The organism is Actinopolymorpha cephalotaxi (assembly GCF_013408535.1).
Lineage (GTDB): Bacteria > Actinomycetota > Actinomycetes > Propionibacteriales > Actinopolymorphaceae > Actinopolymorpha > Actinopolymorpha cephalotaxi.
On sequence record NZ_JACBZA010000001.1, the window covers coordinates 285,913 to 300,113 of the forward strand.

Consider the following 14,201-nt stretch of genomic DNA (forward strand, 5'->3'; position numbering starts at 1 on the left):
GGCGACGTCAGCTGTTCTGGGTGGGTGCGGTCGCTGCGGCCTCGGCCAGCGCCTCGGCGTCGGTGACCACCGCGTCGAGGACCTTCTTCGAGCCGGCCGGTTCCCGGGTCACCATGGCGCCGGCCCGGTCCAGAACCACGATCGCCGGCCGCCAGCCCGGATCCAGCAGGTGGCAGGCGATCGAGTCCGCGACGAACCTGGCGCCGGTGAGTCCGGCGAACTTCGCCACCGGCGTCCGGGCGAGCACCACGAAGTCCACCGCCGCCGAGGACTTGTTCGCCAGGTCGTCGAAGTACGGCGCGACCTCCGCGCACACCGGGCAGTTGTCGTCGACGAGCAGGACGAGGGCGCACGCCGCGTCGTCTCGCGGGCGTACCGACAGCGGAGTCTGCGGGTTGTCCGGGATCGTTCCCACACCAAGCGCACTGTGCGCCGCACCGCCCGCCGTGGCCGGCACGCCGGCCGCACTCGCGACGCCGGCCTGCAGGTCGCGGAGCTGGCGCAGCATGCCGGCCATCGCGAAGGCGAGGAGCACCAACGCCAACCAGGCGAGGACGACCGCGCCGACAAGGGTTTCCATCAGTTCCTCCGGAACGAGGTGGTTCGAGACGACGGGTGGACGAGCGTGGCGGGCACCAGGGCGGTGAGAACGGCCAGCACGAGTGCCGGGACGAGGACGGACACCGACGCGAGCCGGCCCGTCCCGGTCAGGCTCTCGACGAACGGTGTGGGACCGGCGGAAAGACCCGCGGCGGCCGCGGCCACCGCGGCGAAGACCCCGGCCCGTATCAGGACGGGCGCCCGGACCGGCCCGTCGTCGCGCAGGCAACCGCACGGCGCGTCGGGACGGGTGCGCCGCAACACCGTCAGGTACACCAGAAACCCTGTGTAGACGAGGGCTTCGCCGACCATCGCGGGCAGCACGAGCCGGCTCGGCAGGGCCGAGGTCCTGCGCAACGACGACAGGGTGCCGGCGACGACGGCGCCGCCCACGCCGACCTCGGCCACCACCAGTGCGGCCGCACCGGCCCGGGATCCGCCGCGGGGCAGCAGGCGGTGTACCAGCAGGGTCGCCCGGAGCCGGCCGAACGCCCGCGCGTGACCGAGACCGGCCCACAGGAGAAGCAGTCCGCCGGCCACGGCGACGGCCGAGCAGACCAGCTCCGCGACCGACCGCACTGCATCCACCGAATCCCCCTGTAGTTCTGCCGGTCGTCGCTTTGTGTCCGGCCGCTCTGTGTCCGGCAACTTTGTGTCCGGCCGATGCAGCCGCGAACCCACGTGGCGCGATGCGCCCTGAGGTTCTCGTACTGCCAACTGCTGGTTTCCCAACCTGGCCGCAGCAGCCAAACGGGTCCGGCGTCGGTTGATTGCTGACCGTGGTCGGTCAGTTGTTTGACGGCCCCCACCACGCCTGTTAGGCAGAAGTCGTCTTTGTGCGTTGGTGGCTCCGGCCGAGGAGATCCGCATGTCGAAACTTCGTCGCCGCATCGACGAACAGGGTTACGTCGTGGTCCCCGGCGTGGTCCCGAGAAAGAACGTGGACGCGGTGGTGGCCGACATCTGGCGGCACACCGGAGCCGACCCCGCCGACCGGAGCACGTGGTACGCCCCGGACCGGATCGGACCGGCCGGCATGGTGGAGATGTATCACTACCAGTCGATGTGGGACACCCGCCAGGACGAACGGGTGCACGAGGTGTTCGCCGAGATCTTCGGCAGCGAACGGCTGTGGGTGAGCATCGACCGTACGAACCTCAAACCGCCGTCGGTCCCGGAGTATCCCGACTACCACCACCGCGGCTTCCTGCACTGGGACGCCGACATCGAGCGGTATCCCGACATCCCGTTCGGGGTGCAGGGCGTGCTCGCCCTGGCCGACACCTCCGAGGACATGGGTGGCTTCCAGTGCGTTCCGAGCATCTACCAGAACCTCCCTGCCTACCTGGAGAAGTACGGCCGGTCCCGGCAGGCCGACCTGACCGAGCACACTCCGGTGCAGGTGCCGTTGCGGGCCGGTGACATGGTCATCTGGACCTCGCTGCTGGCCCACGGCAACGGCGACAACCTGACCGACCGCCCCCGCCTGGCGCAGTACATCTCGATGAACCCCGCGCGGGAGACCGACGACCAGGCACGGCAGGCACGCATCGACGCCTGGCAGGAGAACCGCCCGCTCGCACATCACCGCGCCTTCCCCGGTGACCCGCGCGGGATCGAGGCGGCGCGTGGCCGGCCGGCCGAGCTCACCTCCCTGGGCCGGCGGCTGCTGGGCCTGGATCGCTGGTAGCCCCTGACGCCGGCGGCGAGGTTCGGGTCGGCGGTGGAGGCCGTCGACCCACGGGGAGTGTGAACGCACGTGTGTGCGGGGGTGGTGTGTGGCCAGGAGCCCTAGGAGGCGGACATGACAGACGCGGTGACCCGGCGGGACGTCCTGCGGGTGGGTGGAGTCGCGGTGACGGTCGCGGTGACCGGAAGCGCGTGCAGCTTCCTGTCCACCAAGCCCAGCGGCAGCGACTCCGACGCCGGCTCGGGGAAGAAGACGAAGGAGCCGCCCACGCTGGCCGCCAAGGTCAAGGCCGGGAAGCTGCCGCCTGTCAAGGACAGGTTGCCCGCCAAGCCACTGGTGGTGAAGCCGAACGAGAAGATCGGACGGTACGGCGGGGCCTGGCACCTGCGGATCAAGGGCGAGGCCTACGGCGACGCCGCGACGATCTACTCCTTCGCCGGCTACGAGAACCTCGTGCGCTGGGACCCGACGTTCAAGAAGGTCGTCCCGGACATCGCCACCAGCTACCAGGTCAACGCCGCCAGCACGGAGTACACCTTCGTACTCCGCGAGGGCATGCGCTGGTCGGACGGAAAGCCGTTCGGACCCGACGACGTGGTGTTCGCCGTCCAGGACATCCTGATGGACAAGCGGATCACGTCGATCCCGCCGTTCGGTGACATGAAAGCCACCAAGGTGGACGACCACACCGTCAAGGTCACCTTCACCAAGCCCAACGGGACGTTCGTGAACTACCTCGCCACCCGTCGCGGCGCGGCCCTGACCGACTATCCCCGCCACTACCTCGAGAAGTTCCACCCGAAGTACAACCCCCAGCACGCCGCCCAGGCCAAGAAGATCGGCTTCAAGGACGGGATCACCGTCCTGCAGGACGTGGGCGGCACCTGGAGCTTCGGCCGCAACCCCGACAAGCCGACGTTGTACGCGTGGGTGCTCACCACCACCTCCGACCAGAAGTCCCAGGTGGTGGTGGAGCGCAACCCGTACTACTGGAAGGTCGACCCGGAGGGCAGCCAGCTGCCCTACATCGACCGGATCGTCTACTCGGTGGTGGGCGACGACGAGGCCGCGCTGCTGAAGACCCTCAACGGCGAGCTCGACGTGGCGACGCCGCAGTTGAAGGACAAGCCGATCGTGGCGAAGTACCGCGAACGCGGCGACTTCCGGCTCTTCGACGTCGTGCCCGAGGCGATGAACGTCGCCTGCATCTACCCCAACCTCACCCACGACGACCCGGTCAAGCGGGAGATCTTCAACAACCGCAACTTCCGGGTCGGGCTGTCGCACGCCATCAACCGGCCGGAGATCATCAAGGCGGTGTTCCAGCGGCAGGGCGAGCCCTGGCAGGTGGCGCCGCGCAAGGAGTCGACCTACCTCGACAAGGAGATGGCCACGCAGTACACCGAGTACGACGTGGCCCAGGCGAACGAGATCCTGGACAAGGAGTACCCGAAGAAGGACGCGAGGGGTGTACGCCTGGGCCCGGACGGCAAGCCCATCTCGTTCCTCGTCGACGTGGCCACCATCGTGCCCACCTGGACCGACGTCCTCTCGCTGGTGGTCGGCTTCTGGCAGAAGGTCGGCATCGACGCGCACGTGAACTCCGGCAGCCCGGAGATCGTGGTCGAACGCGGTTCGGCCAACAAGCACGACTTCTCGGTGTGGGCGGGCGAGGGTGGCCTGGACGGCGTGGTGCTGCTGAACCCCTACAACTACCTGCCGTTGCTCAACCCGTACTCGTTCTTCGGGGTGAAGTGGGCGGAGTGGTACAACTCCAGGGGCAAGGCCGGCGAGCGGCCACCGGCCGACGTACGTCAGCAGATGACGTTGTACGACAAGGTGAACGCCACGTCGGACATGGACGAGCAGGCCCGGCTGATGAAGGAGATCCTCACGATCGCCAAGCAGCGCTTCCACGCCATCGGGATCGCCGCCCTGCCCAACGGCTACGGCACGGTGGCGAACAAGATCGGCAACTGGCCGAAGTTCACCACCGAGGGCGCCTGGGTCTACATGTCGCCCGCGCCGACGAATCCCTGCCAGTACTACATAAAGCCGAGCTGAGCCGGAGCGCCGTGGTTATCGGGAGCGTGCCCGCGGGCACGCTCCCGGCATGGTCGCGCGCAGACGACTGCTGGCAGACGGCCCGCGGTGGCTCACACGTCGCGGCCGGCGGCGAGCAGCAGTTGGTGTGCCCGGCGTGCGGCCCGCGCGGCCCGGTGGGAGGACGGCTCCTCGACGGGAACCTCCTCCATCCCGACGGCCAGCGCCCGGACCGCCTCGGTGAGCGCCTGCAGGTGGCGTTCGAGGTCTGCCAACCTGTCGTTGACAGCGGTGTCGGCACGGTTGCGCTGACTGGGTACGCGTTCGCCGCCCTTCTCGCCCCGGCCGCCGGCCGCCTTCCCGTCTCCGCCGGCAGCGTGGCCGGGGTCGGGTTCGAACAGCGCCCGCAGGCGTACCGGCAGGTTGCCGAACGTCGTGTCCAGCTGGCCCGGGGAGAACTGCTCGCGCATCGCGACCGAGACGGCGGCGGCCACTTGGTGCACCTCGGCAAGCGGGATCATCGCCTCGTGCGCGAAGCGTTCGGCGGTCTCCTCCGCGTCCGCCTTCGTCGGCACCCGGCTGGGCGACCAGCCGTCGTAGAAGACGCCGCGCAGCAGCTCCGGCAGCTGAGCGGCCAGGTGGGCGGCACTTTCCACCGTGAGCCGGTCACGGACGCAGTGCAGCCACGTGCGCACCGCGCGGAAGGTGAACTCCGGGTCGTCGCTGCCCAGCTCCTGGGCGACGGTGTGCAGCCAGGCGTGGGTGGTGTTCTCCGCACGGGCCAGGGCATGTGGGCGGATCGTCATCGTCGCCTCCGGGAGACGTACCGGCACTCGGGTGGTCTCCCTCCACGCTCGGCGACGAGCCACCGCCGAAGCCAGGGGCGAACGGCCCGGCCGGACGGCCCGGTCGGCGGGATGTCCGGCGTACGGGCCGGTGAGGACCTTCTGCCCTACGCGGCAACGGGGCCGGCGCGGGAGTTTGGCAGCAAGGCCTGTGGAGCAAGCGAGGGAGCCCGAGAGGGCTGAGAGGCCCGGACGGTCGAGAGATCGCCTGGACGACCCCCAGCTACCTGATCCGGACAATGCCGGCGAAGGGAAATTGTTCTACAGGTCTCCAACTGCGCCCAGGGACGCCGCGGCGTCAGCTGCCGCCTCCTCCGACCCCGCCTCCGCCGCCTCCTCCTCCGACGCCCCCACCCCACCCGCCGGAGAACCACTTGGATCCCATGTCCTGGCCGACCTGGGGAAGCTTGGCGTCGCCGCGGTCATCGTGTCGGGCCACGAACTCTCCGGCGTACCCACGACGGCGTTCCCGGCGGCGCCCGACCACGACCACGGTGACTCCCACGGCGACCAGCACCGCGACAACCAGGACCAGTCCCACGATTCCGCTCATGTCCGCACAGTGACAGGCGTGCCGTCCGGAGTCCAGCGATCTCCAGTCACGATTGGGCGCCCGGCTTGGACAGTGCCGCGCCGAGCTGGCTGGCGAGGGTGGCCGCGACCTGGCGCTGTTCCAGCGTCGGGTGCACCACCTCGGTGGCCGCTACGAGCAGGAACCTGCCGTGTACGACACCGCCGCTGCGGACGACGAGCGCCGTCTCCGCGTCCGTCGGCAGGCCGTACCTGTCCACGTCCAGCGGACGGCCGCGCCGGGTCACGTGCCCGTCGCTGTCCATCGTCGGCAGGCCGTCACCGTCGCCGTCGCCACCGCCGCCACCGTGATCGCCGTTCGAGCTGCCGGCACCGGTTCGGTCGAAGCGGCAGTCGTCGATCCGCAGCACGTCGGTGATCTGGTCGGCGACGTGCGAGGTGAGCGTGTCCGGTGACTCCCGGCCGGCGGCGACAGCGGCGGACGTACGGACCACACCGGACAGATATCCCTCCTGCCGGCTCGCGCGTGCCTGCTGGCGGCGTCCCCAGTGGGCGATCTCGGAGACCGCGACACCGACGATGACCAGGAGTACGGCGGTCTCCACGTCCTCCCGGTTGGCGATGGTGAGCTGGTGGTACGGCCGGGTGAGGAAGAAGTCGAACCACACCGCGCTGGAGACCGCGGCGACCACCCCGGCCCAGCGGACGCCGGTGGATGCCGCGGCGACGATCAGCAGCACCAGGGCGAGGGCGACGTCGGTGTTGGCGACGCTCTCCCGGAACGGTGCCAGCGCCGCGCACGCGACCAGCGGGAGCACGGCGGACACCACACCGACCCAGGTGCGGTGTGCCTGCAGGAACGACTCCGCGCGCATGGCTCCATCAAACCGCTCTCGCGGCGGTCTCGGCGGCCCGTCCGCGACGACGGTAATCTGCCCGAGACGAGCGGCCCGGAGCGGTTCGCCCGGATTGGGGAGGAGCGCGATGACCGGTGCGGCGACGTTCGGGATCGTGGGTGGAGCGGGCTTCCGGGCGCAGTACTTCCTGCGGATCGCACAGGCGCTGCCGGAGCGGTTCCGGGTGGCCGGGCTGGTGGTGCGCGACGCCGACCGCGGCGCGGAGATGGAACGCCGCTGGGACGTGCCGACGTTTCGTACCCTCGACGACTTCCTCGCCCGCACCCGGCCGAACGCCCCCGACTTCCCCGATTTCGTGGTGGTGTCGGTGCCCGCGGCGGCAGGCGCCGGCTACATCCGCGACCTCGCCGGTCGCGGCGTACCCGTCCTGGCCGAGACCCCGCCCGCTCCCGACCTCGACGGCCTGCACCGGTTGTGGGCCGACCTCGCCGGGACCGGCGCCCGGGTCCAGGTGGCCGAGCAGTATCACCTGCACCCGGTCAACCAGGCGCGGCTGGCGCTGGTCGAGGAGGGCCGGCTGGGACCGGTTACCCAGGCCACCGTGTCGTTCTCGCACCTCTACCACGCCGTCAGCCTGCTGCGGCTCCTCCTCGGCGTGGGGTACGACGACGCGGTGATCCGCGGGATGCGGTTCGAGTCGCCTTGGGTGGCCGGGCCGACCCGCGAGGGCCCGCCGCGCGAGGACGTCCTGGTCACCTCCGAACGCGACCTTGCCTGGCTGGACTTCGGGGACCGGCTCGGCTGCTACGACTTCACCGCCAACCAGCACCGGTCCTGGATCAGGTCCAACCACGTGTCGGTGCGGGGCCACCGCGGTGAGATCTTCGACCGGCGGGTCCGCGTGCAGGAGCCGTCCGGCACGCCGCTGGACCTCGAGCTGACCCGGGTCAACCGCGGGGAGTGGGAGAACGCCGAGGGCTACTTCCTGCAGGGCATCACGGCCGGCGACCGCTGGGTCTACCAGAACCCGTTCGCGCCGGCCAGGTTGTACGACGACGAGATCGCCATCGCCACCTGCCTGGCGAAAATGGCCGAGCACGCGGCCGGTGGGCCGGGCTTCTACGGGCTGGACGAGGCCTGCCAGGACCACTATCTCGGCATGATGATCGCCCAGGCCGTGCGGACCGGCGAGACCGTCCGCACCGAGCGTCAACCCTGGGCGCCGGCGGCCGGGGGATAGAGCGGCGCCCCACGGGTAGACGACCTTCGACCCGACTTCCCGATCTCAGAACCGACCTTCCGACAGCACACGAGGTGACCACCATGGCACGTCCGATTTGGAACGGATCGCTGAGCTTCGGGCTGGTGAACGTCCCGGTGCGGCTGCTGAGCGCGACCGAGCAGAAGGACGTGTCCTTCCACCAGCGCGAGGCCGGCTCGAACGCCCGGGTGCGCTACAAGCGCGTCGCGGAGGGCACCGACCGCGAGGTCGAGTACAAGGACGTGGTGAAGGGCTACGAACTGCCCGGCGACAAGTTCGTCACGCTGACCCAGGAGGAGGTCGAGTCGGCCAGCCTGGGCAGGTCGCGATCGCTGGAGATCTCCGACTTCGTCGACCTCGCCGAGATCGATCCCGTCTACTACGAGAAGAGCTACTACCTCGCGCCGCGGGAGGAGAGCGCGCACGAGGCGTACGCCCTGCTGCGCGACGCGATGGAGCAGTCCGGCCTGGCCGGAGTGGGCTCGTTCGTGATGCGCGGCAAGGAGTACCTCGCGGTGATCCGGCCCTGGAAGCGGGTGCTGGTTCTGGAGACGCTGCTGTTCGCCGACGAGGTACGCGACCCGCAAGAGGTGGTTGACACCCTGCCGTCGAGCAGCAAGAACAACTCCCGCGAGGTCAAGGCCGCGGTCAACCTGATCGAGCAGCTCACCACGCCGTGGAAGCCGGAGCAGTACCACGACAGCTACCGCGAACGCCTGCTCGGCATCGTGAAGGACAAGGCCAAGGGCAAGGAGATCGAGGTCGAGGAGTACGAGCCGGAGGAGAGCAACGTCGTCGACCTGATGGACGCGTTGCGCCGCAGCGTCGACGAGGCCAGGAGCGGTAGGGCCGGGCGCGCGGGTTCGGGCGCGAAGAAGGCCGCGAAGTCCACCGGTGCGAAGAAGGCGGCGAAGTCGGCCGGTGCGAAGAAGGAGGCCGCCAAGAAGAGTGCGACGTCGGCCGGTGCGAAGAAGGCCGCGAAGTCCACCGGCGGGTCGGGCTCCCGCAAGGCGGCGGGCAACGGATCCGGCGGGCGCTCCAGGGCCGCCGACGTCGCCGAGCTCAGCAAACAGGACCTGTACGACCGGGCCAGCAAGCTCGGCATCGAGGGCCGGTCGAAGATGACCAGAGCCCAACTGCAGAAGGCGGTTCAGAAGGCATCCTGACCTCTGCGCACCCGCAGGTCCGTACACCGACGTGACGTGCCGAACGCCCCGCCCGTGATTCGTCACGAGCGGGGCGTTCCGGTATCCGCGAGGGAAGGCTCAGCGTGGCGTCGGCGTGGTGGCTGCCGTTGTCGCCGGCCCCACCGTGGCGTACGTCCCGGCGTGGTAGACCAGCGGCGCGTGCTGCCGGGTCGCCGCCGCGGTGACCTCGGCGACCACCAGGTGATGGTCCCCGACCGGGTAGCGGTAGTCGATCCGTCCGCGCAGGTGACCGGCGGCATCGTCCAGCACCGGCTCACCGGTGTGCAGCCGCGACCACCTGGTGGGGCCGGCGAACCGGTCGATGCCGCTGGTGGCGAACCTCGCCGCGAGAGTGTGGTCGTGCGCCCCGACGAAGTTGACCACCACGCTCTCCGCGGTGGCGATGGTGGGCCAGCTGGACGCGTTCGTGGACAGGGCGAACGACACCAGCGGCGGGTCGAGGGAGATCGACGCCAGTGACGTGGCGGTGAAGCCCACCGGGCCGAACCCCGCGTCCGCAGTAACGATGACGACGCCCGCGGCATACCTGCGGAAGACCGCGCGGTAGAGGTCCGGGGTGATGCCGGTGGGCGCTTCCAGAGCTTCCAGGTACGTGGTCATCAGATCCTCCGTGGGCACCGGCTCAGGCGCCGAGCAGGTCGAGGTGGTGGTCGCGGTCGTGTTCCTGGGCGGGTGCCGGTGGGAAGGAGCTGACCGGGCGGTCGAGGCCGTAGTGGTCGCGCAGCGTCGTGCCGGTGTACTCGGTACGGAAGAGCCCGCGCCGGCGCAGGATCGGCACCACGTGGTCGACGAACTCCGACAGTCCGCTCGGCAGCACCGCCGGCATCACGTTGAAGCCGTCCGCGGCGCCGTTCGCGTGCCAGTCCTCGAGGGCGTCGGCCACCTGTTCCGGCGTACCGCTGAACGTCCGGTGCCCGCGGCCGCCGCCGAGCCGCCCGATCAGCTGCCGTACGGTCAGCCGCTCCCGGCGGGCCAGGGTGACGATCAGGGTGTAGCGGCTCTTGGCGCCCTCGATCTCGTCCTCGTCGGGCAGGTCCGCCGGCAGCTCCCGGTCCAGCGGCAGGTCCTCGGGGTCGACCCTGAGGGTGCGGGCCAGCTGTGCCCGGGCGTACTCGGGCACGATCAGCTGGTCCAGTTGCTCCTCCCGGGAACGGGCCTCGGCCTCGGTCGCCCCGAGCACCGGCACGATGCCGGGCAGGATCTTCACCGTCTCCGGGTCTCGGCCGGCCCGGGCCACCCGGGCCTTCAGGTCGGTGTAGAACGCCTGCGCGTCGGCCAGCGTCTGCTGCGCGGTGAACACCGCCTCGGCGTACTCCGCGGCGAGGTCCTTGCCGTCCTCGGACGACCCGGCCTGGACGAGGACGGGATGCGCCTGCGGAGAGCGGGGCACGTTGAGCGGGCCGCGGACGCGGAAGTACGCCCCGGTGTGGTCGACCCGGTGGACGCGGGACGCGTCCGCCCACACACCACTCTCCTTGTCGGCAAGGGCCGCGTCGTCGTCCCAGCTGTCCCACAGTCGCCGCGCCACCTCCAGGAACTCCGCCGCCCGGGCGTAACGGTCCCGGTGGCTCGGCAACTCGTCCAGGCCGAAGTTGCGGGCCGCGTCCACCGACGCGGTGGTGACGACGTTCCATCCCGCGCGGCCGCCGCTCACGTGGTCGACCGAGGCGAACCTGCGGGCCAGGTTGTACGGGTCGTTGTAGGTGGTGGACGCGGTGGCGATCAGGCCGATGCGTTCGGTGGCGGCCGCGATCGCGGTGAGCAGAACGGTCGGCTCCAGCGACCCGGACGGCCGCCGGCCCACGTCGCCGAACAGCGCGGGACTGTCGGCGAAGAAGACCGAGTCGAAGGTGCCGCGCTCGGCGATCCGGGCCAGCTCGCGGTAGTGCTCGACGTCGGTGTTGGCGTAGGCGTTGCTCTCCGGCAGTCGCCACGACGCCTCGTGGTGGCCGGTGCTCATCAGGAAGGCGTTCAGGTGCAGGGGTTTGCGGCGTGGCGTACTCATGCGGAGACCTCTTCGGGTCGACGGGAGGTGACGTCGGTCTCGGCGGCCGGCAAGCCGCCGTTGACGATGCCCAGGTGGGCCAGGAGCAGGGAGCGGAGTTCTGCGAAGCGCAGGTCGGACGGGTCGCGCGGAGAGTCGATCGTCACCTCGACCTCGGTGTCGACCCGGCCGTCGGCGAGCACCAGCACCCGGTCCGCGAGCGCGATCGCCTCGTCGACGTCGTGGGTGACCAGCAGCACCGCCGGGCGGTGCCGCTCGCACAACTGGCGGAGCAGGCCGTGCATGCGGATCCGGGTGAGCGCGTCCAGGCTGCCGAACGGTTCGTCGGCGAGCAGCAGCTCCGGCTCGCGGACCAGCGAACGCGCCAGCGCGACCCGCTGCTGTTCGCCACCGGACAGCTGGTTGGGCCAGGCGTGTTCGCGACCGGCCAGCCCGACCTCGGCCAGACTCTCCCGGCCCCTGTCCGACGTTCCGGGCCCGGACAGTCCGAGCGTCACGTTGTCAAGGACGCGTTGCCACGGCAGCAGCCGGGAGTCCTGGAACACCACCGAGACGTTCCTCGGCACCCCGATCTCACCGGTGCCCTCGACGTCGTGGTCCAGTCCGGCCAGCGCGCGGAGCAGGGTGCTCTTGCCCGAACCGCTGCGGCCCAGCAGGGCGACGAACTCGCCCGGTGCGATCGCCAGGTCCAGGTGGTCGAGGACCAGCCGCTCGGCGAACCCCCTGACGAGTGAGCGGACCTCGACCGCGGAACCGGTCAGTCGGCCAGCGTACGTCGCCATGTCAGCGCCTTCCTCTGCACGAGTCGGACGGCGCCGTCGGAGGCGAGCCCGAGAATTCCGTAGACCACCAGGCCGACGACGATGATGTCGGTCTGGCCGTAGGTGCGGGCCAGCTCCATCATGTAGCCGATTCCGCTGGTGGCGTTGATCTGCTCCACGACCACCAGGGCCAGCCAGGCGCCGACCACGGCGAACCGCAACCCGAGCAGGAAACCCGGGAACGCTCCGGGAAGAACGACCTTGCGGAGGAACGCCCACCGGCTCAGGCCGACGGTCTGGGCGAGTTCGACGTACCGGCTGTCGATGGTGCGCAGGCCGTTGTGGGTGTGGATGTAGACCGGGACGAGCACGCCCAGGGTGATGGTGACGACCTTCATCGTCTCCCCGATCCCGAACCACAGGATCAGCAGCGGGAGCAGGGCCAGCGACGGTATCGCGCGCTTGATCTGGATCGGCCCGTCGATCAGTGCCTCGCCCAGCCGGCTCAGGCCGGAGGCGAGCGCGAGCACGGTGCCGACGGCGATCCCGATCGCCAGTCCGAGGAAGGCCCGCTGGGCCGAGACGGCCAGGTTGGCAGGCAGCCTGCCGTCGTTGACCAGGTCGATGGTGGTGGTCACCACGGTCCAGGGCGCGGACAGGATCCGGGGGTCGATCAGGCCGGTCGCCGATCCGGCCGACCATACGGCGAGCAACAGCAGCGGGCCGACGGCGGAACCGAACCGGACGGGCCGCCCCGGGCCGAGCCGGCGAGCGCGCCGGACGGGTGCGGTGGTGGTCGGCCGCGCCGGTACCCGGACGGGCGGTGCGGTGGTGGTCATCGGTTCGTCGGCCCCCTCGTCGATGTCCTGGCTGGCATGGCTGTCATGCGTGTTGTCGCAGTCACGGGTGTCATGGCTGTCATGGCGCCTCGCTCTTGATGGCGTCCGCGGCGACCGGCGCGAACCGCTGGTCGAACAGGTCCGCCGCTGTCAACTTCGGCTTGTCGGTCTCCCGGGCGAGCAGGTCGATGGTCTGCTGCTGGCGGGCGATCGCCGCCGTCCAGTCGGCGGGGATGTCGGGGTGGCCGGACTTCTCCACCAGCCAGCGGCCGTCCTCCTCGGACAGGCCCTGGTCCTTCACGTAGTAGCCGTCGATCCACTGCTGCGGGTGCTTGTCCATCCAGATCTGGGCGCGGGCCCAGTACTCCACGTACGCACGGATCGCCGCCGCCTTCGCCGGGTCCTCCAGCGTGGCGACCTGGGTGTAGAGGTGGCCGGGGTCGTCGCGCAGCCCGTGCGAGATCGTGGTGCCACCGTCCTTGGCGTACTTGCCGAGATACCGCTTGATGGCCACGCCGCCGATCGGTGCGACGTCGACCTGCTTGCCGGCAAGGGCGTTGGGGTAGACGTCGCCGGTGCTGGGCAGCTCCACCAGGGTGACGTCGGACTTCTTCAGTCCGGCCTTCTGCAGCACGCGCAGCACCAGGGCGCCCTGTGCCTGGCCGGGGCTGTACGCGATCTTCTTGCCGCGTAGGTCTGTCAGCGAGCGCACCTTCACCCCGGGGGCGATGCCGAGCTGGTAGATCGGGTGGTTGATCGGGTCCACGCGGAACTTCGCGGCGACGATCCGTACGTGCAGGCCGGTCCAGGTCGCGTGGATCGGCGGGATGTCGGCGACCGAGCCGAGGTCGAGCGCGCCGGCCCGGAAGGCCTCGGTGGTCTGTGGTCCGCCACTCAGGTTGGCCCACTTCACCTTGAACGGCAGCTTGTCGATCTGCCCGGACAGCTCCAGTGCCTTCTGGGTGGCGGGATCGCCGATGGTGAGCGTCGTTCCCTCGGGCACCTTGGTCGGCAGCGGCGCGTCCAGCGCCAGCTTCTTGCCACCGGACCCGCCGGCGCCGCTCGCGCCGTCGGTGCCGTTGGCGTCGGCCTTGCCCAGGCCGCATCCGGTCAGCAGAACGAGGCCGGTGAGGAGGGCCAGACCGGCGCGCAGGGTGCGGCGGGTACGCGGGACGGGCGAGGACATGGCAGAACTCCTTGCGGTGTGCGGATCGCGCCGGTCGCGGACTCAGGCGGTTCCGGATGCAGGCGGGGAAGTGAGGGGGTGACTCGACGGCAAATCACGCGGCCGGGTTGGTATGCCGGGGCCGGACGGCAGGGACAGGCCGGCCGGCCCGGACAGCCTGGATCACCGTGCCGAACGGCTGTGGCGACAGGCGAGAACAGGCGAGATGGTGCGCGATGGTGCGGGGAGAAGGGGTCGCGGAGCGAACCCGTCCGGATGTCAGCGACAGGTCGCGCTGGCGACGTGCATCAGGTCGATCTCACGCCGTTGGGTGAGGAGGAGCGCTGCCCACATGACAGTCACCATAGCCGCTAATTCCTACTGGATTACTATGAT

Annotated in this window: 14 protein-coding genes; 4 read left to right on the forward strand and 10 right to left on the reverse strand. The window is 70.2% G+C overall.

The features are described 5' to 3' along the window. Positions 1-7: 7 nt before the first annotated feature. Positions 8-580: a hypothetical protein gene (locus FHR37_RS01195; protein WP_092881284.1), complete on the reverse strand. Its 573-nt coding sequence runs from the start codon at positions 578-580 to the stop codon at positions 8-10. Then, complete coding sequence (locus tag FHR37_RS01200; RefSeq protein WP_139238822.1) at positions 580-1,188, reverse strand: MauE/DoxX family redox-associated membrane protein; 609 nt, start codon at positions 1,186-1,188, stop codon at positions 580-582. Before FHR37_RS01200 ends, FHR37_RS01195 begins: the two co-directional genes overlap by 1 nt. 280 nt (positions 1,189-1,468) lie before the next feature. On the opposite strand from FHR37_RS01200, the gene FHR37_RS01205 reads away from it, so the two are divergent. After that, on the forward strand, positions 1,469-2,290 hold the full coding sequence (locus FHR37_RS01205; protein ID WP_139238823.1) for a phytanoyl-CoA dioxygenase family protein: 822 nt from the start codon (positions 1,469-1,471) through the stop codon (positions 2,288-2,290). A gap of 114 nt (positions 2,291-2,404) precedes the next feature. Further along, positions 2,405-4,354 carry an ABC transporter substrate-binding protein gene (locus FHR37_RS01210; protein ID WP_092881290.1) on the forward strand — a complete coding sequence of 650 codons (1,950 nt, stop codon included), beginning with the start codon at positions 2,405-2,407 and terminating at the stop codon, positions 4,352-4,354. Between the two features lie 92 nt (positions 4,355-4,446). Here FHR37_RS01210 and FHR37_RS01215 read toward each other — a convergent pair whose 3' ends face one another. The 3 genes from FHR37_RS01215 to FHR37_RS01225 all read right to left on the reverse strand — a co-directional run bounded on the left by FHR37_RS01215 (position 4,447) and on the right by FHR37_RS01225 (position 6,584). Continuing rightward, entirely contained in the window at positions 4,447-5,166 is a 720-nt protein-coding gene (locus tag FHR37_RS01215; protein ID WP_237768586.1) for a DUF2267 domain-containing protein, read from the reverse strand. A 310-nt stretch (positions 5,167-5,476) separates the two neighbouring features. Continuing rightward, positions 5,477-5,731, reverse strand: a complete 255-nt coding sequence (locus tag FHR37_RS01220; RefSeq protein ID WP_092881292.1) for a hypothetical protein — start codon at positions 5,729-5,731, stop codon at positions 5,477-5,479. A gap of 46 nt (positions 5,732-5,777) precedes the next feature. Further along, complete coding sequence (locus FHR37_RS01225) at positions 5,778-6,584, reverse strand: DUF4118 domain-containing protein (protein ID WP_092881294.1); 807 nt, start codon at positions 6,582-6,584, stop codon at positions 5,778-5,780. A gap of 109 nt (positions 6,585-6,693) precedes the next feature. On the opposite strand from FHR37_RS01225, the gene FHR37_RS01230 reads away from it, so the two are divergent. After that, on the forward strand, positions 6,694-7,806 hold the full coding sequence (locus FHR37_RS01230) for a Gfo/Idh/MocA family protein (RefSeq protein ID WP_092881296.1): 1,113 nt from the start codon (positions 6,694-6,696) through the stop codon (positions 7,804-7,806). Positions 7,807-7,889: 83 nt separating this feature from the next. Beyond that, positions 7,890-8,993: a non-homologous end joining protein Ku gene (ku, locus tag FHR37_RS01235; protein ID WP_092881840.1), complete on the forward strand. Its 1,104-nt coding sequence runs from the start codon at positions 7,890-7,892 to the stop codon at positions 8,991-8,993. 99 nt (positions 8,994-9,092) lie between these two features. Here the strand turns inward: ku and FHR37_RS01240 are convergent, their stop codons facing one another. The 5 genes from FHR37_RS01240 to FHR37_RS01260 all read right to left on the reverse strand — a co-directional run bounded on the left by FHR37_RS01240 (position 9,093) and on the right by FHR37_RS01260 (position 13,826). Beyond that, entirely contained in the window at positions 9,093-9,635 is a 543-nt protein-coding gene (locus FHR37_RS01240; RefSeq protein ID WP_092881298.1) for a flavin reductase family protein, read from the reverse strand. A gap of 22 nt (positions 9,636-9,657) precedes the next feature. Continuing rightward, positions 9,658-11,040 (reverse strand): LLM class flavin-dependent oxidoreductase, encoded by a 1,383-nt coding sequence (locus tag FHR37_RS01245; RefSeq protein ID WP_092881300.1) that lies wholly within the window; start codon positions 11,038-11,040, stop codon positions 9,658-9,660. Next, positions 11,037-11,822, reverse strand: a complete 786-nt coding sequence (locus FHR37_RS01250; protein ID WP_092881302.1) for an ABC transporter ATP-binding protein — start codon at positions 11,820-11,822, stop codon at positions 11,037-11,039. The genes FHR37_RS01245 and FHR37_RS01250 overlap by 4 nt, the downstream gene beginning before the upstream one ends. Beyond that, the gene (locus FHR37_RS01255; RefSeq protein ID WP_092881304.1) at positions 11,798-12,640 is read right to left on the reverse strand and encodes an ABC transporter permease; all 843 of its coding nucleotides are present in this window, start codon (positions 12,638-12,640) and stop codon (positions 11,798-11,800) included. The genes FHR37_RS01250 and FHR37_RS01255 overlap by 25 nt, the downstream gene beginning before the upstream one ends. A gap of 79 nt (positions 12,641-12,719) precedes the next feature. After that, positions 12,720-13,826: an ABC transporter substrate-binding protein gene (locus FHR37_RS01260; RefSeq protein WP_092881306.1), complete on the reverse strand. Its 1,107-nt coding sequence runs from the start codon at positions 13,824-13,826 to the stop codon at positions 12,720-12,722. Positions 13,827-14,201: the final 375 nt, after the last annotated feature.

Excerpts from the sequence above, each read along its gene's own strand:
- FHR37_RS01230 (WP_092881296.1), top strand. The coding sequence starts at position 6,694 with ATGACCGGTGCGGCGACGTTCGGGATCGTGGGTGGAGCGGGCTTCCGG.
- FHR37_RS01220 (WP_092881292.1), bottom strand. The coding sequence starts at position 5,731 with ATGAGCGGAATCGTGGGACTGGTCCTGGTTGTCGCGGTGCTGGTCGCC.
- ku (WP_092881840.1), top strand. The coding sequence starts at position 7,890 with ATGGCACGTCCGATTTGGAACGGATCGCTGAGCTTCGGGCTGGTGAAC.
- FHR37_RS01240 (WP_092881298.1), bottom strand. The coding sequence starts at position 9,635 with ATGACCACGTACCTGGAAGCTCTGGAAGCGCCCACCGGCATCACCCCG.
- FHR37_RS01260 (WP_092881306.1), bottom strand. The coding sequence starts at position 13,826 with ATGTCCTCGCCCGTCCCGCGTACCCGCCGCACCCTGCGCGCCGGTCTG.
- FHR37_RS01205 (WP_139238823.1), top strand. The coding sequence starts at position 1,469 with ATGTCGAAACTTCGTCGCCGCATCGACGAACAGGGTTACGTCGTGGTC.
- FHR37_RS01195 (WP_092881284.1), bottom strand. The coding sequence starts at position 580 with ATGGAAACCCTTGTCGGCGCGGTCGTCCTCGCCTGGTTGGCGTTGGTG.
- FHR37_RS01210 (WP_092881290.1), top strand. The coding sequence starts at position 2,405 with ATGACAGACGCGGTGACCCGGCGGGACGTCCTGCGGGTGGGTGGAGTC.
- FHR37_RS01250 (WP_092881302.1), bottom strand. The coding sequence starts at position 11,822 with ATGGCGACGTACGCTGGCCGACTGACCGGTTCCGCGGTCGAGGTCCGC.
- FHR37_RS01225 (WP_092881294.1), bottom strand. The coding sequence starts at position 6,584 with ATGCGCGCGGAGTCGTTCCTGCAGGCACACCGCACCTGGGTCGGTGTG.
- FHR37_RS01255 (WP_092881304.1), bottom strand. The coding sequence starts at position 12,640 with ATGACCACCACCGCACCGCCCGTCCGGGTACCGGCGCGGCCGACCACC.
- FHR37_RS01245 (WP_092881300.1), bottom strand. The coding sequence starts at position 11,040 with ATGAGTACGCCACGCCGCAAACCCCTGCACCTGAACGCCTTCCTGATG.